The sequence below is a fragment of the Sphingomonas sp. Leaf20 genome, from assembly GCF_001421535.1.
Classification (GTDB): domain Bacteria; phylum Pseudomonadota; class Alphaproteobacteria; order Sphingomonadales; family Sphingomonadaceae; genus Sphingomonas.
Genome location: NZ_LMKN01000008.1, coordinates 330,079 through 351,128, shown reverse-complemented (window position 1 = coordinate 351,128; position 21,050 = coordinate 330,079). Strand labels below are relative to the sequence as shown.

Genomic DNA, 21,050 nt, shown 5'->3' with positions numbered 1-21,050 from the left:
AGGCGCGGCGATGACGAGCAATACCGCCCCCGCAAAGACCAGCGCGACGATCGAGTCGCGCGACCAGCTGATCGCGAGCTTCGCGCGTGGCGAGAAACCCAAGGACCGCTGGCGGATCGGCACCGAGCACGAGAAATTCGTGTACGCGAAGGACGACCATCACGCGCCGTCCTATACCGAGGCGGGCGGCATCCGCGCGCTGCTCGGCGAGCTCGAGCAGCATGGCTGGGCGCCGGTGCTCGAGCGCGGCCCCGACGGCACCGAGAACGTGATCGCGATGACCGGCGCGGACGGCAGCATCAGCCTCGAGCCCGCAGGCCAGTTCGAGCTGTCGGGCGCGCCGCTCGACAACCTGCACGAGACCTGCGCCGAGACCGGCCGCCATCTCGAACAGGTCAAAGCCGCGGGCGAGAAGCTCGGCATCGGCTTCCTCGGGCTCGGCATGTGGCCCGACAAGACGCGCGCCGAACTGCCGATCATGCCCAAGGGCCGCTATGCGATCATGCTGCGGCACATGCCGCGCGTCGGCAGCATGGGGCTCGACATGATGCTGCGGACCTGCACGATCCAGGTGAACCTCGATTATGCGTCCGAGGCGGACATGGTGAAGAAGTTCCGCGTCGGACTCGCGCTCCAGCCGCTGGCGACCGCGCTGTTCGCCAATTCGCCCTTCACCGAGGGCAAGCCCAACGGCATGCTCTCGTATCGCAGCCATATCTGGTCCGACACCGATCCGCACCGCACCGGCATGCTGCCCTTCGTGTTCGAGGATGGCTTCGGCTATGACCGCTACACCGACTATGCGCTTGATGTACCGATGTACTTCGTCTACCGCGAGGGCCGGTATATCGATGCGGCGGGGCTTAGCTTCCGCGATTTCCTGAAGGGCGAGCTCAGCGTCCTGCCCGGCGAAAAGCCGACGCTCGACGACTGGACCGACCATCTCTCGACCGCCTTCCCCGAGGTGCGGCTGAAGACGTTCCTCGAGATGCGCGGTGCCGATGGCGGGCCGTGGAATCGGATCTGCGCGCTCCCCGCGCTCTGGGTCGGGCTGCTCTACGACCAGGGCGCGCTCGATGCCGCCTGGGATCTGGTCAAGGACTGGACGATCGACGAACGCCAGTCGCTGCGCGATTCTGTCCCGAAGCTGGGCCTCGACGCGCCGATCGCGGGGGGTGGCCGTCTTCGCGACATCGCCGGTGCGGTGCTCGACATCGCCGGTGCGGGCCTGTCGGCGCGCGCGCGCCTCAATCAGGCGGGCGACAACGAGACCGGCTTCCTCGACCCGCTGCGCGAGATCATCCGCTCGGGCAAGGTCCCGGCCGAGCTGCTGCTCGACAAGTATAACGGCGCCTGGGACAAGGACGTCGCAAACGTCTATCAAGAATCCCGGTTTTAGCGCATCATGCCGGGAGGCAAGGATGGTCGATCACCCGACGCCGATCGCCGACGGGATCGAAGCAGCCCGGAACCCATTGGTGCGGCTTTCCATCGGCACCGCGCACCCCGCCGGTCAACCGGACCGTCGGTATCAACGCCCCACGCCGCGTTCGTGCGCCCAGACGATCGCGGCGCTCCGCCGGTTAACGCCGATCTTCGCGTAGAGCCGCGCGACATGGTTGCGCACCGTGTTGCGCGACAGCGCGAGCCGTTCCGAGATCGCCGCGTCGTCGAGGTCCTGGCATATCAGCTCCAGCACCTCGCGTTCGCGCTTGCTGAGTTCGACCGTCGCTGCGGCGGAACCCGTCGCGGTGCGGGGATTTCGCAGGGTGGCCAGCTTGTCCATGATCGACCGGCTCAACCAGTTCGCGTCCTTCATCACCGCGTCGATCGCTTCGACGAGTTCGAGCTCCCCGCGTCGCCGGGCCGAGATGTCTTGGTACAGCCACAGCACGCACGGCGTTCCGTCGACGCTGATCCGTTCGGCGGACACGAGGCAGTCGAGCGCCTCGCCGGCCTTGTGCAGGAGTTGCACGTCGCGGCCGCGGAAACCGCCATGCTCGCCGATCTCGGTCTCGAGGTCTTCGCGCTGGCCCGCGTCGTTCCACAGCTGGAGATCGTCGGCGATGCGGCCGATCACGGCGCGGTCGGCATAGCCGGTCAGCGCCTTGAACGCGGCGTTCACCTGGACGATGCGGTTGTCCCGGCCTTCGGTCACGACCATCGCGACCGGGGCCATCTCGAACACCGATGCAAAGTGGCGTTCGCTCGCCTTCAGCGCATGTTCCGCGCGCCTACGCGGTTCGAGGTCGGCGAAGGTGAACAACAGGCAGTCCTGGTTGGCGAGCTCGATCGGTTGCCCGGCAAGGATGACGAGCGTCGTCGTCCCGTCGGCAAGCGGCAATTCGGCCTCGAGCTGGGGAATCGTCCTGCCGGACGCGACGCAATCCCGGACGAACGGCTTGCGGTCGACGTCTGCCAGAAAGTCGAAATCGAACAGTGTCTTGCCGACGATCCAGTCGCGCTCATAGCCTGACAGGTCGAGAAAGCCCTGATTGACGAGCACGTAACGCTGGTCGGCGATGCGGATGATGAGCGCGGGCGCAGGATTGGCGTGGAACATCGCCTCGAACCGGGCTTCTGCGTCGAATCGTTCGGAGACGTCGTTGATGACCAGGCCCAGGCAATCGGGTTCGCCGCCATCCTCGTCCATGACGATGTCGCGCACTTGGTGGACCCACCGCGGCTCATCGGCGTCGACGGGCGTGACCTCGACGATCAGATCGGGAAAGCTCTCGCCCGCGAGCAGCCGCATCAGCGGATACTCCCGGCGCGGCAGCTTGCGGTGATCGCGGTAGCGCAGCTGGAAGCGCGTGGCATAGTCGTCGGCGGTCTGCCCGAGATCCTCGACGCGCCTGACCCCGTGCATCTGCAATGCGGCGGGGTTGGCGCTGAGGATCGTCCCGGTCGGATCCATGAGGATCACGCCCTCGAGCAGCCCCGTCATCAGCTGTTCGAGATGGTGCAGCGTCGGGGCGTGTAGCGGTTTCGGGGGCGTGTCGGTCATGCCGGTTCAGCGCCCCGCAGAGCATCGGGTTCCCGTCGCGCGCGGTACAGCTCTACCAACGCCGCTGGTGCGTGCGCACCAATATCGAAATCGCTGGAAATCGTCCGGACTGAACGGATCCCGGCTCCAGAGTGTTGAAGCACCTGTACCCATATTGTCCAGGAGCCCTATCATGAACCTCATCATCCTTCTCGTCGTCGGCGGTCTTATCGGCTGGGTCGCCAGCATGATCATGCGGACCGATGCACAGCAGGGCGTCTTTCTCAACATCGTCGTCGGCATCGTCGGTGCGCTGCTCGCAGGCGTCCTCATCACGCCGCTGATCGGTGGTGCTTCGATCATGGACGGCGCGCTCAACATCCAGTCGATCCTGATCTCGCTGGTCGGCGCGGTCATCCTGCTCGCGATCGTCAACATGTTTCGCCGCGGCACGGTTCGCTGAGCGTAACGAAGGGCGGCGCACCCGTGTCGCCCTTCACCCCGTCCGACACGCGCGCGCGCCCAAGGCCCGTGCGGATCTGCGCGGTATCGGCGGTGGTCGACGTCGGCATCGCCGTCGCGGGCCGCGCAGCGAGCGGACCGATCGTCGGCGGTGCTGACACCCTCATTCTTCCGCGCGACGCCTTCGAATTCACGCGGATTAACGCGATGGGAACGATGTCGGCGGTATCGGCGCGTCGATGGCTACCCGACTCATAGACGACACATACCCTGCCTGGCTCGGCAAGGACGAACGCCAGCTCGTGCGGATTCCGGTTGCCTGGAATGCGACGATATCGGCGGACAAGTTTGACGAGCAGTCGGTCTGCATCTCCGACTGTACGGCGCGGGGGTGCCGTGTCGAGACGCAGCTGGCGGTGACCGTCGGCACGTTCGTCCATCTTACGATCCCGCGATTCGCCACGGTGCCGGGATGGGTCGCCTGGAGCAGTCCGGAGGCGATCGGGATCGACTTCAGCCACCCGCTCCCCAACCGCGTGCTCGAGTGCATCATCGAGCGCAACGCCCCCTTCTAAGAACCGCAGATCGCTGATCGCGAACGGGTTGTACCGGCAGGTCGGGACAGCTAGCGCAGGGTCGCGTTACATCGACGCGGCGTCACGCTCCGGCGTGCGGTCGCTGCATTGGCGCTGATCCGGGAGATCGGATCGACGACGTCCAGCGAGGCTGCGAAAGGACAAGTTCATGGCCATGCGAATGTGTTTGCCGTCGCCGGTACAGGCGATCGCGCCCTGAACGCCGGCGCCGCTGTGTCGATCGAGCGGTTTGTCGATGCGCAGGCCCCGGTCTACGCCGACGCGCTCGCGGAAATCCGCCGGGGCGCCAAGCGCTCGCACTGGATGTGGTTCGTGTTTCCGCAGCTGGCCGGGCTGGGCCGGAGCGAGACGGCCAGATATTTCGGCATCCTCTCGCTCGACGAGGCACACGCCTATCTGGCGCATCCCGTACTTGGCCCGCGGTATCTGGAATGCGTGTCCGCGCTGCAGGATCTGGCGAGCAGCGACCCGGTGGAGGTGTTCGGCGCGATCGATGCGATGAAGCTTCGATCATCGCTGACGCTGTTCGAACTGGCGGGCGCGGGTGCGATGACAGGCGTCGCGCTCGATCGCTGGTTCGGCGGCGAGCGCGATGGGGCGACGCTCGCCTTGCTGGCCCGCTGATCTGCGGCTGTCCGGTTCGATCACCCGATCGACACGGACAGCCGTCATGCGCTTCAGGCCTTCGTGCGCACGGGAGCGGGTCCTACCGGACCGGCGCAAACGAGAAGAGCTGCGTCTTGATCGATGCCGGCGCGCCGGGCTTGAACCAGTTGGTGTCCTGGATGTGGCTTGCGGTCACGTACATCCGGCCATCGGGCCCCTCGGCGAAGGTATCGGGCCAGCGCAGACGCGGGTCGGTCAGTACCGGCTCGGTGCGGTTGCCGACCAGACGTGAGATGCCGTTGGTCGTGGGCGAGGTGATATAGAGGATACCCGCCTTGCTCATCCACAGACCGTCGGCGACGTGAGTCTGCGCCACCGTCCTCACACCGGTACCGCGATCCGCCTCGCTGACGTTCGCGCGCAACAGCGCAGTATCGATCGAATAGAGCGTCTTGCCCGTCAGCGCCTGGTAATACAGCGTCTTCCCGTCGTTCGAGATCGCGATACCATCCGAGGCGAAGGCGGGTTGACGTCCATCGGGGCGGACCAGCGGCTTGCCATCGGTCCTGACCGTCACCGTCTTGTCGATCTGTGTCGAGGGATGGCCGTCGAGCGCACGAAAGCCTTTGCCGGTCTCGAGATCGATGACGATGATCGCACCGCGCGTGCCGCTGTCGGTGATGTAACCGGTCTTGCCGTCTGGCGAAAAGCGGATGTCGTTGAGGTAGGTGCCCTGGAGCGCGACATCGAGCGGCACCTTGATGACCTTGGTCACGCGATTGGTGGCGAGGTCGATCCGCACCAGCTTTGGCGCGCCTTCAAGGATCTTCTCGTTGCCGGGCGCGCCCGGGTCGAGCACCCAGAGATTGCCGTGACCGTCGGGTACGATCGATTGCACGCAGACGAAATAATCGCCGACCGGGAGCATGCTCGCCTTGGCGTTGCGCCAGCTGTTCCACTTCTCGTCCGGATAGGCCCTGAGCGTGCCGTCCTTCATCACCTCGGCCACCGAAATCGGCGCGTCGTCGGTCCAGCGCGGGAAGTTGACGAAACGCCGGCCATCCGCCGTCACCGCGACGCCGGTCGCCTGGTGATCGAACTGCGCGACCTGCGTCAGGGGCGCGGCGGGACCCTGCGCCTGTGCGATACCGATCAGCGATGCGGCGACGATGCCGGCGGCGGCGATGCCGGCCAAGAGGGTTTTCGAACTGGGCATGATGCGGCTCCGGTCTGTGGGGTCTGTGACGTCGGCGGGATCGCCGGTGAAAAGCTGGATGAGATGATGCGCGACCGCGGTCGGGTTCTCGCGCTGCGGGAAGTGGCCGACGCCGGCGAGCGTGACGACCGCGAACGGGCCGTCGAACTTGCCGGCTACGTCCTGGCTGGCCGATGGCGGGTTCACGCCGTCGACCGCGCCCCGGATATAGAGCGCCGGCAAAGAAAGCGTCCGGGCCGCCTTCACCTTGTCCTCGAGCCACTGGCTCTGCGGATCGGGGTCGGCCTCGTCCCAGCGCGCGCGATAGCTGTGCAGCGTGACGTCGGCCCAGTCGGGGTTCTCGAACGCCCGCGCGACACGGTCGAACGTCGCCTCGTCGAACCAGCCGGGCGGCGACCAGTTGACCCAGTGAATATGCGCAAAGCCCTTGCGATCGTCGCGGACCGCCTGCGCGCCGCGCCTCGTCGCCATGAACCAGTGATACCATTGCCGCTGCGCCTGCTCGAACGGCGGGGTGGGTATCCCGCCAAGCCGTGGCGGCGTGGACAGCATCGCCAGGCGCTCGATCCGCTCGGGCCAGCCGACCGCCATCGCTTCGGCGGTATTCGAGCCCCAGTCATGCCCCGCGACCATGAAGCGGTCGATGCCGAGGCCATCCATCAGCGCGATCATGTCCATCGCCAGCATGGCGCTGTTGCCGGTACGCGCGGCATCGCCGACGAACCGCGTCGCGCCGAACCCGCGCAGCGTCGGCACGATCACGCGCAGCCCCGCATCGGCCAGCGCGTGCGCGACCTCGTCCCATGTCGAGGCATCGTCGGGCCACCCATGGATGAGCAGGACGGGCTGCGCGGTCGGCGCGCCATAGTCGGCATAGTGAATCGTCAGATGCTCGGTGGAAATGTCTGGCATGCGCTCGCACTGCTGCTGTGATCATCGTCACAACCCGGGCATGCGCAGAGCGTTCCGGGCATAAGTCCTTGACCCTCATGGACTATCGGCCCGGCCGCCCGGCGGCGTTGCAAACCGCGTCGCTGTTTTTCATTCGGGATTAGCAGGGCATGGTCGGGGGGTGCTGTCATCGCGAGCAGCGGCAACAGGCTGGAATCGTGCCACGCGGCCGCCACCCGCGCGATCGGATGGCCGGTCCGATGGAACGGTTCGATCGAGCGATCGTCGGGCAGGACAAGACCAGACGCGATGCCCGTCATCCGGCGAATGCCCGACAGAGAAGGACCCGATCATGAGCAACAATGAAACGTCGCGCCGCGGCATTCTCGGTGGTGCCGCCATCGGCCTCGCCGCGGCATCCGCGCCGGGCGCCGCGCTGGCGCAATCGGCGGCGCAATCGGCAATAGCCGGGGGCAAGGGCGCGGCGCCCAGCCTGCGTGATCCGCGCGACAAATACACGCGCACGCCCTTCCCCGAGCAGCGCCAGCCCTGGCCCGCGCTCGCCGGCAGGATGAACCCGCGTCCCGATCACGGCGAGACGAGCTATCGCGGCGCGGGGAAGCTGGTCGGCCGAAAGGCGCTGCTGACCGGCGGCGACAGCGGAATCGGACGCGCCGCCGCCATCGCGTTCGCCCGCGAGGGGGCGGACGTGGCGATCAACTATCATCCCAGCGAGGAAGCGGACGCGCGCGAGGTCGCCGACCTGATCCGGCAGGCGGGACGCAAGGCGGTGCTGCTGCCCGCCGACATCCGGACGCAAAAGGCCTGCGAGGACACCTTCAGGAAGGCGATATCGCAGCTTGGCGGCCTCGATATCCTCGTCAACAACGCGGCCTATCAGCAGTCCAAGGCGGACATCATGGAGATCAGCGACGAACAGTTCGTCCGCACCTACGAAACGAACATCTACCACGTGTTCCGCTTTTCCAAGGCCGCGATACCCGCGATGCCGCCCGGGTCCGTCATCATCAACACCATTTCGCAAAATGCCTATGATCCGAGCGACGACCTGATCGACTATGCGTCGACCAAGGCCGCGATCCAGAACCTGACGCGGGGCATGGCCAAGCAGCTTGCCAAGAAGGGCATCCGCGTCAACGCGGTCTCGCCGGGGCCGATCTGGACGCCGCTCCAGGTCGCGGGCGGGCAATTGCCCGGCAAGATGCACGAGTTCGGGCAGGACACGCCGCTCGGTCGCGCGGGCCAGCCCGCCGAACTGGCATCGCTGTTCGTCGTGCTCGCCTCCGACGAGGCAAGCTATTCGACGGGGACCGCGGTCGGCGCGCATGGCGGCAAGGGATTTCCCTGACCGCCGGACCGTGACATTCGCGATCATATCACAGGGAGAGGCCGGCAATGTCCGACGATTATGCACGCGGGCGACGCGATGGGCTGCGTCTGGCGCTGTCGATCCTCGAGGCCGAAGAGGACAAATGGGAGGCGCTGCTCGGCGGGAGCACATCCTGGCGGACCAACGCGACGCGCGCGATCCGCCACAAGGCGTATCAGGTCGCGCGCAAACGCGTGCAGACCGCGCTCAACCGTCTGCTGCCGAAGTCGGACTCCGCGTTACCGGTCGAGGTTGCATCGATGATCGATCGGGCTGGATTATAGGCGGACCACATCGGTTCCGTCCTCCTGCTGCGGGGCCGCACTGCCCTTAGGCGTTCGACCGCAAGACTACCGAAGCCCCGCTGCCTCAGAAGTTTACCGTCAGCTTGACCGTGCCACTATGGCTCTGGAACGCGTCGCGGATCTCGCCGTCATATTGCACCCCGATGCGCAGCCGATCGCTGCGGCTGAACGTCAGGCCCGCGCCGAGAACCGCACCGTCCCTCGGACCCCGCGTCGACGTGCTGGTGAAGGTCACCCCACCCAATATGGCGGTCAGCGGAATCGGGCCATTCACGTAATTGTGGATCCACCCGAGCTTCACCGATGGCGCGAATCGGCCCGAGGCGGTGTCGTAGATCGCCCCGCCCTGCACCCCGATCTCGTGGTTGAGCGAATCGACCGAGAGCCGGCGGACCTGCATGTTCGCGGTGCCCGCCTGGCGTTCGGTATAGCCGTCATTCCGCAGATGGATCGCGCGCAGCCCGGCATAGGGCGTGAGCGACGCGCTATTCCCTAGCGGCACCGTGTCGCTCACGCGGAGGCTGCCGAGATATTGCTGCCCGTCATAGGACGCCCTGGCAGTCCGGCCGAGAAAATCGATCCGCCGCTGCTGGCGATACGCATTATAGCCAAAGCCAAGCTGGCCATCGACCGCGAAGCCGCCATTTTCCAGATCGCCCGGCTGCCACGTGAAATAGGTGGTCGCCTGATAGCTGTCGAGCCGGGTCCGGCTCCCGGTCAGGTCGGCGCGGCCATTGGCGGTGCTGTTCACCCAGCTCACCGCGCCGCCGACGAGCAGCGTGCTGCTGCCAATCAGGTCGACACCGGCGATGATCCCGAAGCTGTCCGCCGCATAGGGCGACGAGCCGGCCGCCACGCCGCGCCTGGCGGTATTGAACAGCAGCTGCCCCCAGACATTGCCGCGCTGGCCCTGAGACCCCGCCGACATACCGCGTTCCTCGCGGCCACTCGCATTCGCCGCCAGGACGTCCTGATGCTGCACGATCGCGTTCACCGCCGGCGACACCGCGAGCGCGACGACCTGCGGCGTCAACTGGGTCGGCGAAAGCTGGACGATCGCGCGCTCCTGCTCCGCGGCCGGCAACGCGGCCAGCGGGACCAGCACGTCGTTGATGACCGGGAGTGCGGCACCGGTGTCCGCACCGTTTCCGGCCACGACAATCGCGTCGAGCGCGGCACCGGTCCCGACGCCGGGTCCGCCAGCCGAGACGCCGATTGGCGCGAACTGCGTCGCGGGCACGTTGTTCTTCACCGTCAGTACCAGATCGGACGTACCGCCGCCGGTGGCTGTCGAAAAGCTGCCGTCGAACCCGGCGATGGATGAGGTAAGCCCGCTATAGGTCAGCGCACCTCCGGCCTTCACCACCGTATAGGGCGTACCGGCCGCCAGCGTAGTGCTGCCCAGTGCGACGAGCCGCACGTTCGTGTTGGTGAGGCTTGCCGATCCGCTCACCTGAAGCTGGCCGTAGACGCTGGTCGACGTGACGCCGATCAGGAGCGCGCCGCCGACCTGGCTGTAATTGCCCGTCAGCCGCACCGCATTGTTCAGCTGCAGCGTCGCGCTGCTGACGAGGCCGCGCGTGCCGAGGTTGATCGCGTCGTTGAGCAGGAGGTTGCCGCTGAGCACCAGATTGCTCGCCAGATTGGTGATCGTCCCCTGGCTGCCCGCAGCGAAGCCGGTCAGCGTGCCGAAGCTCGTGCCGCTGCCGCCCGCGATACGCAGGTCCGTGCTCGCGAGGTTCTGAATATTCCCTGCGATCACGCCGCTATTGCCGATCGGCCCCAGCGTGCCCGCATTGTAGATCGCGGCGATAGCCCCGCTCAGCGTGCCGGTGTTGGTCAGGCTGTCGAGACTGCCCCCCGCGGCAACATAGACCGGATGGTCCGCCACCAGGCTGCCGCTGTTGGTCAGGCTCGTCAGGCCCGCGCCGACATAATTGTTGTTGGCGGTGACGACCAGATTGGTACCGCTGGTGCCCGACGTCAGCGCCAGCCCCGAAATTGCCCCGGTGGCGACCGAGACACCCGTATAGGCCGATCCCGCGCCGCCGGCGACCAATGTCGCCGCCGTGGTGCCGGCGAGATAATTGGCTGCGCCCGGCAGCGTCGTCGACACGGTGCCGCCGCTCAGCGTCGCCGCGCCGCTGACGTTGAGCTGCGCCCCGCTCGCCAGCACCAGCCCGCCCGCCGTCTGGCTGAAGGCACCGGTGATGCTCGAACTCGTCGCCAGGCTCAGCACCGCGCCGCTGTTCGCCACAGCGCTTGCCACGACATCGTCGCCCAGCAGCAAATTGCCCCCGGCGAATACCACGCCCCCGCCGGAATTGGTGATCGTCCCGCGCCCGCCATTCAGCCCGGTCAGCGTGCCGATGCTGCCGCCGCTGCCGTCGGAGATCGTCAGCGCCTGCGCCGCCACGTTCTGGATGTTGCCCGCAATAACGCCGCTATTGGCGATCGGCCCCAGCATGCCCGCATTGTAGATCGCCGCGGCCGCGCCGCTCAGCGTGCCGCTATTGGCCAGGCTGCCGAGACTGCCGCTTGCCGCGACATAGACCGGATAGTCCGCCGCCAGGCTGCCGCTGTTGGTCAGGCCGGCGAGAGTAGCGCCGATATAATTGTTGTCGGCCGTCACCACGAGGTCGTTGCCGCTCCCGCCCGCCGTGAGCGCCAGCCCGGTGATCGGGCCGGTGGTCACCGACACGCCGGCATAAGTGGAGCCGGCGCCGCCGGTGACCAGCGTCGCCGCCGTGTTGCCAGCAAGATAATTGGCCGCGTTCGGCAAAGTGGTCGCCACGCTACCCCCCGTCAGGCTGGCTACGCCGCTGACATTGAGCTGCTGGCCGGTAGCCAGCACCAGCGAGCCAGCCGTCTGGCCAAAGTCGCCGGTGATCGCCGCACTGTTCTGCAGCGTCAGTACCGCACCGCTGTTGGTCACCGCATGGCCGGTTGCCACGACATCGTCGTCGAGCAGCAGATTGCCCGACGCGAACACCACGTTCCCCGCAAGGTTGGTGATCGTGCCGCGTCCGCCATTCTGGCCGGTCAGCGTGCCCATGTCGGTGCCGCTGGCACCAGTGAAGGTCAGCGCCTGTGCGCCCACATTCTCGATATTGCCGGCAATCACGCCCGTGTTGGCGATCGGCCCCAGCGTGCCGGCATTGTAGATCGCCGCCACCAATCCGCTCAGCGTGCCCGAGTTGGTCAAACTGCCAAGGCTGCCGCCTGCTGCCACATAGACCGGATTGTCCGCCGTCAGGCTGCCGATGTTGGCCAGGCTGGCGAGGCTCGCGCCGATATAATTGTTGTCGGCCGTCACCACGAGGTCGTTGCCGCTTGCACCCGCCGTGAGCGCCAGCCCGGTGATCGGGCCGGTGGTCACCGACACGCCGGTATAGGTGGAGCCGCTGCCGCTGGTGACCAGCGTCGCCGCCGTCATACCCGCGAGGTAGTTGGCCGCGTTCGGCAGCGTCGTCGCCACGCTGCCGCCGGTCAGGCTGGCGGTGCCGCTGACATTAAGTTGCTGGCCGGTGGCCAGCATCAACGCGCCTGCCGTCTGGCTGAAGTTCCCGGTGATCGCCGCGCTGTTCTGCAGCGTCAGCACCGCGCCGCTGTTCGCCACGCCGGTCGCCACGACATCGTCGTCGAGCAGCAAATTGCCCGCAGCGAACACCACGTTGCCGCCCGTGTTGCTGATCGTCCCGCGCCCTGTGCCCTGGCCGGTCAGCGTGCCCATGTCGGTGCCGCTGGCACCGGTGAAGGTCAGATCCTGCGCCGACACGTTCTGGATGTTGCCCGCAATCACGCCCGTGTTGGCGATCGGCCCGAGCATGCCCTCATTGTAGATCGCCGCCACCGATCCGCTCAGCGTACCGCTATTGGCGAGTGCCCCCAGGCTGCCGCCTGCGGCCACATAGACCGGATAGTCCGCCGTCAGGCTGCCGCTGTTGGTCAGGTTGGCGAGGCTCGCGCCGATATAATTGTTGTCGGCCGTCACCACGAGGGCGTTGCCGCTTGTGCCCGCCGTGAGCGCCAGCCCGGTGATCGGGCCGGTGGTCACCGACACGCCGGCATAGGTCGAGCCGGTGCCGCCGGTGACCAGCGTGGCCGCCGTTGTGCCTGCCAGATAATTCGCAGCGTTCGGCAAGCTGGTCGCCACGCTACCGCCGGTCATGCTGGCTACGCCGCTGACATTGAGTTGCTGGCCGGTCGCCAGCATCAGCGCGCCCGCCGTCTGGCTATAGTCGCCGGTGATCGCCGCGCTGTTCTCCAGCGTCAGCACCGCGCCGCTGTTCGCCACGCCGGTCGCCGCGACATCGTCGTTGAGCAGCAAATTGCCCGAGGCGAACACCACGTTGCCGCCGGTGTTGCTGATCGTCCCGCGTGCTCTGCCCTGCCCGGTCAGCGTGCCCATGTCGGTACCGCTGGCACCGGTGAAGGTCAGATCCTGCGCCGACACGTTCTGGATGTCGCCCGCAATCACGCCGCTATTGGCGATCGGCCCTAGCATGCCGGCATTGTAGATCGCCGTTACCGCCTGGATCGTGCCGCTATTGCCCAGTTGCCCCAGCGTCCCGCTGTTCAGGATGCCATAGGTGGCACCGGTAATCGTTCCGCTGTTGATGGCGACATTCAGCGTACCCGCGTTGTTCAGCGCGGCGCTGTCAGGTGCCGCCGAGTCGAGCAGGATACCGCTATTGTTCAACGTGCCGATGCTGCCGCCATTGTAGAGCGCGAGTTGGCCGGCGATCGTGCCGCTGTTCGTAACACTGTCGATCCAGCCGTCATTGTACAGGCCGCGCGCTTCGCCGCTGATCGTCCCCTGATTGATGACCGCGCCGATCACGCCGGCATTGTTCAGCCCCGCGGCCAGGATGGCCGGCGTGTCGATCATGCTGCCGGTGTTCAGGATCGTGCCGATCGTACCGCCGTTGAACACACCGACGGTGCCGCTCATCGTCCCGCTGTTCGCGATCACCCCGATGGCGCCGCTATTGTTGAGCCCGAAGCTGGTGCCGGCAAGCACGCCGCTGTTCGACAGCGTGCCGATGTTGCCCGATGTCGCGACAACGATCGCGGTCGATACGCCCGAAATTGCACCGGCGTTGTCGAGATTGGCGAGTGTGCCGCCGACATAGTCGTTCTGCAACGTCAGCAGCAGGTTGACGGTGCTACCGATCGTACCGACGCTCGTCGCGATCGACAGGCCGTTGATCCCCGACGCCACGCCGACGCCCAGATAGCTGGAGCCCGCGCCGCCCTGCACCAGCGCGCCGCCATTGCTGCCGGCGATGTAGTTGCCGGTCGCGTCGAACTGCGTCGTGGTGATCAGGCCGCCGCTGATGTTGGCGATACCGCTGACCAGCAGCGAAGACTGGCCCAGCGCCAGCGTGCCCGATGCCTGGGCGTAATTGCCCGTCACCGCGACGATGCTGGTCAACTGGAGGGTCGCGCCGGCATTGATCAGCGTGCCCGTGCCGACATTCACCGCGTCGTTCAGCACGATGCCGCCCGACCCCATCACGACATTGCCGACGAGATTGGTGATCATGCCCTGGCTGCCGGCGCCATGGCCGGTCAGCGTGCCGAACGTTCCACCGGTGCCGCCGGTGAACACGAGATCCTGTGCCGCCACATTTTCGATATTGCCGGCGATCGTGCCGGTGTTGGCGATCGTGCCGAGCGATCCCGAATTGAACAGCGCGACCGGGCCGGCGATGGTACCGCTGTTGGTGAGCGCACCCAGCGCTGCGACGTTGACGATCGCGCCGACCTGCCCCGATCCGGCCGAGACCTGGCTGTTGATCAGCACGCCGCTGTTGTTGATCGCGGCGATCGTGCCGCCGTTGTAGATGCCCGCCGATGCTGCGGCGACAATGCTGCCGGTGTTGTCGAGTTGGCCAATGCTGCCAGTGTTGACGACCGCGGTGCCGCCGACGTCGAACACGCCGCTATTGGCGATCCCGCCGATCATGCCCTGGTTGGCCAGACCGACATTCGCAGTGATCATGGCGCTGTTGAGGAGCGCACCGATCGATCCGGTGCTGGCGACGTAGATGGCCGTGTTTCCGCCCAGGCTGCTGGTGTTGCTCAGCGTGCCCAGCGAACCACCGACATAGTCATTGGTCACGCTCGCCAGCAGGTTGGTGCCCTGCGTCGCGCCTGCAATCTCCAGCCCGCCGACATTGGCGGTATAGGCCAGCCCCGTATAGGCCGATCCCACGCCGCCCTGGATGATGGTGCCAGCCGTATCGCCCGCAAGATAATTGCCCGTCGCCGAAAGCCCGCTGACGGCAATCATCCCGCCCGTGAGATTGGCCGTACCGCTGACGATCAGGCCGCCGCTGGCGACCACGCCCAGCGTACCGCCGGACTGGCTGAAATTGCCGGTGACGTCGACCGCGCGGTCCAGCTGCACCGATGCACCGGTGTTGACCAGCGCGTGCCCGGAGACCGCGACGCTATCGTCAAGCAGGATCCTGCCAGATGCCAGGACGACATCGCCATTCGCGCTCGAAATCATGCCCTGCGCGCCGCTCTGCCCGGTGAACACGCCGTTGCTGGCGCTGCCGCCGACGATCGTCAGGTTGCCCGCGGACTGGTTGACCACATCGCCCATCACGGTGCCGGTGTTGACCAGCGTGCCCAGCGTGCCAGTGCTGGCAACATACACCGCCGTGGCGGCGCTCAACGTTCCGCTGTTGACGATCGAGCCGAGCGTGCCGCCGACATAATCGTTGTTCACCGATAGCAGCAGGTTGGTGTTGCCGCCGATGGTGGCAACCGATCCGACCGCATCCAGCCCGGTAACGCTTCCGCCGCTGACGATGGCGCCACTGTAGGACGATCCCGCCCCGCCCTGGATCAGCGTGAAGGAATCGCCCGCCAGATAGTTGCCGGTGCCGGACACCGCCGTGAGGACGCCGCCGCCGCTGACGTTGGCGATGCCGCTGACCACCATGCTGCCCAAGCCCGGGTTCAGCACCAGCGCACCCGCGGACTGGGTATAGTTGCCGGTAATGCTGGTGGTGCCGAACAACCCCAGCATCGCGCCGCTGTTGACGACGCCATGCCCCGTCACATCGATCGAACTGTCCAGTACCAGCAAGCCGCCGCCGAACACCAGGTCGCTCGCGGTGTTGCTGATGACGCCCTGGCCGGAAACGCCGCTCAACGTGCCGATGGTCGTGCCGCTGCCGCCCGTGATCGTCAGATTCTGCGCCGAGTTGTTGACGATGTCGCCCCGGATGACGCCGCTGTTCGCGATGCCGCCCAGGCTGCCACTGGCCGCGATATAGATCGCGCCCGCATCGCCGCTGAGCGTTCCGGAATTGACCAACGTGCCGAGCGTCGCGCCGGTGATGTAGATGCCATGTCCGGTGTTGGTGATCGTCCCGCTGTTGCTGAGCGCACCGACATTGCCGGTCATGAACAGCGCGGTCGCGCCCGCAATCGTGCCCTGATTGTCCAGCGAGGCGATCGTGCCGCCGGCGTTGAAGATGCCGATATTATTGCCGATCAGCCCGCTGTTCGTCAGTGTCCCGATGCTGCCGGCATTCTGCAGTCCGGTGCCGAATGCGTCGTTGGTCGTCTTGATCGTGCCGGTGTTGACCAGCGCGGTGATGCCGCCGGTGTTCGCATTGTACAGGCCCGGATTGCCGCCCTCGATCAGGCCGGCGTTGCGCAACAACCCGACCAATCCGACATTGTACACGCCGTTGCTGGTGCCCGACAGCGTGCCGCTGTTGTCGAGCGTCCCCAGATTGCCCGTCGCCGCGACATAGACCGCCTGCGCGACCCCGCCGATGCTGCCGCTATTGTTGATCGAGCCGAGCGTGCCGCCGACATAATCATTGGCGACGGCCACCACGAGGTTGGTGCCGCTGGTGACCGGGCCGGCCGCCAGGCCCGTCGCCCCGCCCATGCTGATGCTGACACCGGCATAGTTCGAGCCCACGCCGCCGGACACGAGCGTTCCGGCATTGCTGCCGGCGAGATAATTGCCCGTGGCGGAGAAGCCGCCCGCAGCAATCGTGCCGCCGGTGAAGTTCGCCGCCTGGGTAACGACCAGCCGGCCGGTGGTGCCCAAATCGAGCGAGCCAGCGCTCTGGCTGAAATTGCCGTCGACGTTGACGATCGTCGCCAGCGTGATGTCGGCGCCGGTGTTGCTGACGGTCAGCGCGCTGGCAGCGATGTTGACGGCTTTGATCGTATCGTTGAGCAGCAGCGCACCCGCGGCGAAGGTGAGGTTGCCGCTGGCGCCGATCGTGCCCTGGGTCGTCCCGGTGGAGCCGGTAAACGTACCGATCGCGCCGCCGCTGCCACCGATGATGGTGCCGATCACGCCGCCGGATGGGTTGATATTGCCGCGGATCAGGCCGCTGTTGATGACCGTGCCGAACGTGCCGGCAAGCGCGTTCTGGCCCGACAGCGTGCCGCTGTTGTCGACGACGGCGATCACGGCGTTGTTCTGGATCGCGACCCCGGCGCCGGTAATCACGCCGCTGTTGGTCACGGTGCCGATCGTGCCGCTGTTCAGGATCGCCCAGCTGCTGTTGGTGATCGTGCCGCTGTTGACCAGCTGGCCGATGCTGCCTTGGTTCCACAGCGCGGTGAAATTGGCGTTGGTGATGCGACCGGAGTTGCCGAACGTGCCGATCGTGCCGCGGTTGTTGACGCCGAATTGCGCGCCGCCCAGCGTGCCGGTGTTGGACACCGTGCCGATAGTGCCGGTCGTTGCCACGTAAAGGCCGGTGGCGGCGCTGGTGAGCGATGCCGCGTTGGCCAGCGTGGTGAGCGATCCGCCGACATAGTCGTTGGCAATCGCCAGGAGCAGGGTGTTCCCGCTGATGCTCGACGAACTCGCCAGCCCGGTGACGGTCCCGGTCGAAACGGTAGCGCCGGAAAGCGACGAGCTCGCGCCGCCGGAGACCAGCGTATAGCTGCTCGCCAGGTAATTCCCCGTGCTGGACAGGCTCGCCAGGACGGTGCCGCCGCTCAGGTTGGCCGCCCCGCTGACGATCAGGCTGCTGGTGCCTGGGGTCAGGCTCAGCGTGCCCGCCGACTGGCTGTAATTCCCGGTGATGCTGATGTTGCTGGTCAGCGACAGGCTGGCGCCGGTGTTGCTGACGGTGCGTCCGGTCGCGATGATCCGGTCGTTGAGCAGCAGGTTGCCCGACGCGAACACCACATTGCTCAGCGTATTGTTGATCGTACCGATGCCCGACGTACCAGTCAGCGTGCCGATCGTGCCCGCCGCACCGCCGGTGATCGTCAGGAGGTTGGCGGTCTGGTTTTCGATCCTGCCCTGGATCAGGCCGCTGTTCGAGAGACCGCCCAGATTGCTGGAGACGTATACTGCGTTGTTGCCGGTGATCGTGCCGCCATTGGCGTTGACGAGCGTAGTCAGCACTCCTGCGACGTTCACCGCGTTGAACGCGCTGATCAGGCCGGTGTTGATCATCACGCCGAGCGTTCCGCCGATCAGCAGGCTGGTCGGGCCCGCGATAATCGTGCCGCTGTTGTTCAGCGTGCCCGTGGTGCCCCCAAGATAGACCCCCTGCGGCCCGCCGCCGATGGTGCCCGTATTGCTCAGCAAACCCAGCACGCCGTAATTCGCGAAACCCACCGAACCCGACGAGATGAGGCCGGCGTTGGTCACCGTCCCCATCGACGTATCATTCTGCAGACCCGCCGCAGTACCGCCCAGGATCGTGCCGGTCGCGGTGTTGACCAGATTGGTGATCGTCGACTGATTACCCAGCCCCTTCTGCCCGCCGCTGATGAGGCCGCTGTTCGACAGGCTGCCGATGCTGCCGTTGTTGTTGACCCCGTCGGCCAGACCCATCAGCGTTCCGCTGTTGGTGAAGGTGCCGATCGCACCGGTGTTCGCGACGTAGAACGGATAGGTCTCGCCGCTGATCGAGCCGGTATTGTCGATCGAGACCTGCGCGTCGCCGACATAGATGTTGTTGGCGGTGAGCAGCAGGTTGTTGCCGCTGGTCGTACTGCCGAAGGCCAGGCCGGTGAAGCCGCCGCTCGTCGCGATGCCGACGCCCGTATAGCTCGAGCCGACCCCACCGCTCACCAGCGTGCCGCCGGTCGCCCCTTTCAGATAGGTGGCGTTGGGGGAAAAGCCGTTGGCGCCCGCGCTGATCGTGCCACCGGTGATGCTCGCCGCTTGGGTGACCACCAGCTTGCCTGCAGTGCCCAGATTCAGCGAGCCCGCGCTCTGGCTGAAATTCCCGTCGACGTTGACGATCGTCGACAGCGTGATGTCGGCGCCCGTGTTGCTGACGATCAGCGCGCTGGCCGTAATGCTCTTTGCGACGATCGAGTTGTTGAGCAGCAGCGCGCCCGAGGCGAAGATGAGGTTCCCGTTCAGGCCGATCGTACCCTGCGTGCCGCCGGTATAGCCCGTGAAGGTACCGATGGTGCCGCCCGTTCCGCCGATGATCGTGCCGATAACACCGCCGCTATCCCCGCTGATATCGCCGAGAATCACGCCACCGTTTCGGATCGTGCCAAAATTGCCGGCGAGCGCGTTGCCGGCGCCCGACATCGTGCCGCTATTGTCGACCAATTGGATGAGGCCGTCGTTCTGAATGGCGTTCCCATTCGAAGATCCACCGGCGATCACGCCGCTGTTGGTCACCGTGCCCAGCGTGCCGCTGTTCAGGATCGCCCAGCTGCTGTTGGTGATCGTGCCGGTGTTGACCAGCTGGCCGATGCTGCCCTGGTTCCACAGCGCGGTGAAGCTGTTGTTGGTGATGCGGCCCGAATTGGTCAGCAGGCCGATCATGCCGCGGTTGTTCACGCCGAACTGCGCGCCGCCCAGCGTGCCGGTGTTGGAGAAGGTGCCGATGCTGCCCGTCGTCGCGACATACAGCCCGGTATTGCTGCTGGTCAGCGCCGCAGCATTGCTAACGGACGTCAACGTGCCGCCGACATAGCTATTGTTGATCAGCAACTGCAGCGCCGTGCCGGTCGCGTTGGTCGATCGGTCCAGGTTGGCGAGTGTGCCCACATCGACCGTCGCACCGAAGATGTTCAGGCTGGACCCACCGAGCAGCGTGTAGGTGCCCGCCAGATAATTGCCCGTGCTGACGAAGTTCGACTGGATCGTGCCGCCGCTCGCGGTCGCCACGCCGGTGGCGATCAGGCCGCCCAGCGGGTTCACGTCGAGTGTGCCTGCGGTCTGCGTATAGGCGCCGGCAACGTTGATGCCGCTGTTGAGCAACAGGGTCGCACCGGTGTTGCTGACCGTGCGCCCCGTCGCATTGATGTTGTCGTTCAGCACCAGGTTGCCCGTCGTGAACACCAGGTTCGCCAGCGTGCTGGTGATGCTGCCCTTGTTCGTCAGCGTGCTGCCGGTCAGGGTGCCGAACGTGGCGCCGGTACCGCCGGTGATCGTCAGCACGTTGGCGCTCAGATTGTTGATGTTGCCGGCGATCACGCCGCTGTTGGTGATGGTGGGCACGGACACGCCCGATCCGAGATACAGCGCGATTGCGCCGCTCAGCGTTCCGCTGTTGATCAGCGAATTGAACGCGCCGCTCCCGATCGAAATACCGTAGCCGCCGCCGCTGATCGTCCCGCTGTTGTTGATCGTGGCGATCGTGCCACTGGCATGAAAGACGCCGGCCTGGGCGCCGATGATCCGGCCGGTATTGGTGACCTGGGACATCGTCCCCGAGTTCCACAGCCCGCCGGTTGCACCGCTGATCAGGCCGCTATTGGTGATCTGGCCGATCGAGGCGCTGGTCTTGTTGTTGCCGATGCCGCTGCTGGAACTGCTGACGATCGTGCCGGTGTTGAGCAGCGTCAGGATCGAGCCGCCATTGTTGGCGATGCCGCCCGCAGCCCCGGCGGCCCCCGCGGCCACGGTGATCGTACCCGAATTATCAACGGTGCCGATTATGCCCCCGACGGCATTCTGAATACCGCGGGTCGTGCCCGCAATCACCCCGGTGTTGCTGAGCGATCCGATCGATCCTACGCTGGTGACGGCCGTGCGTCCGCTGATCCGCCCGGCGTTGGTTAGCGCACCGATCGTACCAAGCGCATTGATGAGGATACCCGTCGCGACCGCGGAGATCGTCCCGGTGGCCATATTGGCAAGCTCGGCGACGCTGATCGTGTCCGTGCCGGTTGCGCCGACAAAGATCGCCGTGCCAGTCGGTGCCGTATCGTTGACCCGGCCGCTGTTCGACAGCGTGCCCAGCGTCGCGCCAGGCCCGCCGGTGATCGTGATCGCGTTCGGATCGGGCGTGCTGATCGTACCGGTTGCCGTAATCGTGAAGTTGCTGCCGGGGGAGGTCGCCCCGCTCCATATGGTCCCGGTGGTGACCGAAGTCGCGATCGTGGTGTCCTGCGCCAGCACCGGCGGCGCGGCCAGCGCGATGCCGATGACGACCAGCGAGGAACCCGCCAGAACTGCCCGGTTGCGATTCGAACGCATTGATTCCTGCCCCTAACTGCTTCGCTAGACGGAATTCCAACACTATCAATCAGCAATCGAGGCGATGATTTCTACGGGTCGGTTACGCTATTCTAAATAACGGAAATAGCCTCAATATTTTCCTATCGGAAAGCCAATTGC

The 21,050-nt window shown here is 66.1% G+C and carries 10 protein-coding genes; 6 read left to right on the top strand and 4 right to left on the bottom strand.

Features of this window, described 5'->3' with window-relative positions; translation table 11 throughout:
• The first annotated feature begins 10 nt into the window (after nt 1-10).
• Nucleotides 11-1,399 carry a glutamate--cysteine ligase gene (locus ASE72_RS09875; protein ID WP_056020296.1) on the top strand — a complete coding sequence of 463 codons (1,389 nt, stop codon included), beginning with the start codon at nt 11-13 and terminating at the stop codon, nt 1,397-1,399.
• Between the two features lie 132 nt (nt 1,400-1,531).
• Here ASE72_RS09875 and ASE72_RS09870 read toward each other — a convergent pair whose 3' ends face one another.
• Nucleotides 1,532-3,007 carry a helix-turn-helix transcriptional regulator gene (locus ASE72_RS09870; RefSeq protein WP_056020293.1) on the bottom strand — a complete coding sequence of 492 codons (1,476 nt, stop codon included), beginning with the start codon at nt 3,005-3,007 and terminating at the stop codon, nt 1,532-1,534.
• A 172-nt stretch (nt 3,008-3,179) separates the two neighbouring features.
• Here ASE72_RS09870 and ASE72_RS09865 point away from each other — a divergent pair, with 172 nt between their 5' ends.
• A complete protein-coding gene (locus ASE72_RS09865; RefSeq protein WP_056020289.1) occupies nt 3,180-3,449 on the top strand; it encodes a GlsB/YeaQ/YmgE family stress response membrane protein in 270 nt (89 codons plus the stop codon).
• Here the strand turns inward: ASE72_RS09865 and ASE72_RS20240 are convergent.
• Nucleotides 3,418-3,615 carry a hypothetical protein gene (locus tag ASE72_RS20240; RefSeq protein ID WP_156350368.1) on the bottom strand — a complete coding sequence of 66 codons (198 nt, stop codon included), beginning with the start codon at nt 3,613-3,615 and terminating at the stop codon, nt 3,418-3,420. The genes ASE72_RS09865 and ASE72_RS20240 overlap by 32 nt on opposite strands.
• 72 nt (nt 3,616-3,687) lie before the next feature.
• On the opposite strand from ASE72_RS20240, the gene ASE72_RS09855 reads away from it, so the two are divergent.
• The gene (locus ASE72_RS09855) at nt 3,688-4,023 is read left to right on the top strand and encodes a hypothetical protein (RefSeq protein ID WP_056020281.1); all 336 of its coding nucleotides are present in this window, start codon (nt 3,688-3,690) and stop codon (nt 4,021-4,023) included.
• Nucleotides 4,024-4,206: 183 nt separating this feature from the next.
• Nucleotides 4,207-4,668, top strand: a complete 462-nt coding sequence (locus tag ASE72_RS09850; RefSeq protein WP_235532313.1) for a DUF1810 domain-containing protein — start codon at nt 4,207-4,209, stop codon at nt 4,666-4,668.
• Nucleotides 4,669-4,750: 82 nt separating this feature from the next.
• Here ASE72_RS09850 and ASE72_RS09845 read toward each other — a convergent pair whose 3' ends face one another.
• A complete protein-coding gene (locus tag ASE72_RS09845; protein ID WP_056020278.1) occupies nt 4,751-6,778 on the bottom strand; it encodes an alpha/beta fold hydrolase in 2,028 nt (675 codons plus the stop codon).
• A 331-nt stretch (nt 6,779-7,109) separates the two neighbouring features.
• On the opposite strand from ASE72_RS09845, the gene ASE72_RS09840 reads away from it, so the two are divergent.
• Complete coding sequence (locus ASE72_RS09840) at nt 7,110-8,126, top strand: SDR family oxidoreductase (RefSeq protein ID WP_056020275.1); 1,017 nt, start codon at nt 7,110-7,112, stop codon at nt 8,124-8,126.
• A 47-nt stretch (nt 8,127-8,173) separates the two neighbouring features.
• A complete protein-coding gene (locus tag ASE72_RS09835; protein ID WP_056020272.1) occupies nt 8,174-8,431 on the top strand; it encodes a hypothetical protein in 258 nt (85 codons plus the stop codon).
• A gap of 85 nt (nt 8,432-8,516) precedes the next feature.
• Here the strand turns inward: ASE72_RS09835 and ASE72_RS09830 are convergent, their stop codons facing one another.
• Complete coding sequence (locus ASE72_RS09830) at nt 8,517-20,909, bottom strand: hypothetical protein (RefSeq protein WP_056020269.1); 12,393 nt, start codon at nt 20,907-20,909, stop codon at nt 8,517-8,519.
• Nucleotides 20,910-21,050 lie beyond the last annotated feature (141 nt).

Excerpts from the sequence above, each read along its gene's own strand:
- ASE72_RS09865 (WP_056020289.1), top strand. The coding sequence starts at position 3,180 with ATGAACCTCATCATCCTTCTCGTCGTCGGCGGTCTTATCGGCTGGGTC.
- ASE72_RS20240 (WP_156350368.1), bottom strand. The coding sequence starts at position 3,615 with ATGAGGGTGTCAGCACCGCCGACGATCGGTCCGCTCGCTGCGCGGCCC.
- ASE72_RS09835 (WP_056020272.1), top strand. The coding sequence starts at position 8,174 with ATGTCCGACGATTATGCACGCGGGCGACGCGATGGGCTGCGTCTGGCG.
- ASE72_RS09855 (WP_056020281.1), top strand. The coding sequence starts at position 3,688 with ATGGCTACCCGACTCATAGACGACACATACCCTGCCTGGCTCGGCAAG.
- ASE72_RS09875 (WP_056020296.1), top strand. The coding sequence starts at position 11 with ATGACGAGCAATACCGCCCCCGCAAAGACCAGCGCGACGATCGAGTCG.
- ASE72_RS09840 (WP_056020275.1), top strand. The coding sequence starts at position 7,110 with ATGAGCAACAATGAAACGTCGCGCCGCGGCATTCTCGGTGGTGCCGCC.
- ASE72_RS09830 (WP_056020269.1), bottom strand. The coding sequence starts at position 20,909 with ATGCGTTCGAATCGCAACCGGGCAGTTCTGGCGGGTTCCTCGCTGGTC.
- ASE72_RS09845 (WP_056020278.1), bottom strand. The coding sequence starts at position 6,778 with ATGCCAGACATTTCCACCGAGCATCTGACGATTCACTATGCCGACTAT.
- ASE72_RS09870 (WP_056020293.1), bottom strand. The coding sequence starts at position 3,007 with ATGACCGACACGCCCCCGAAACCGCTACACGCCCCGACGCTGCACCAT.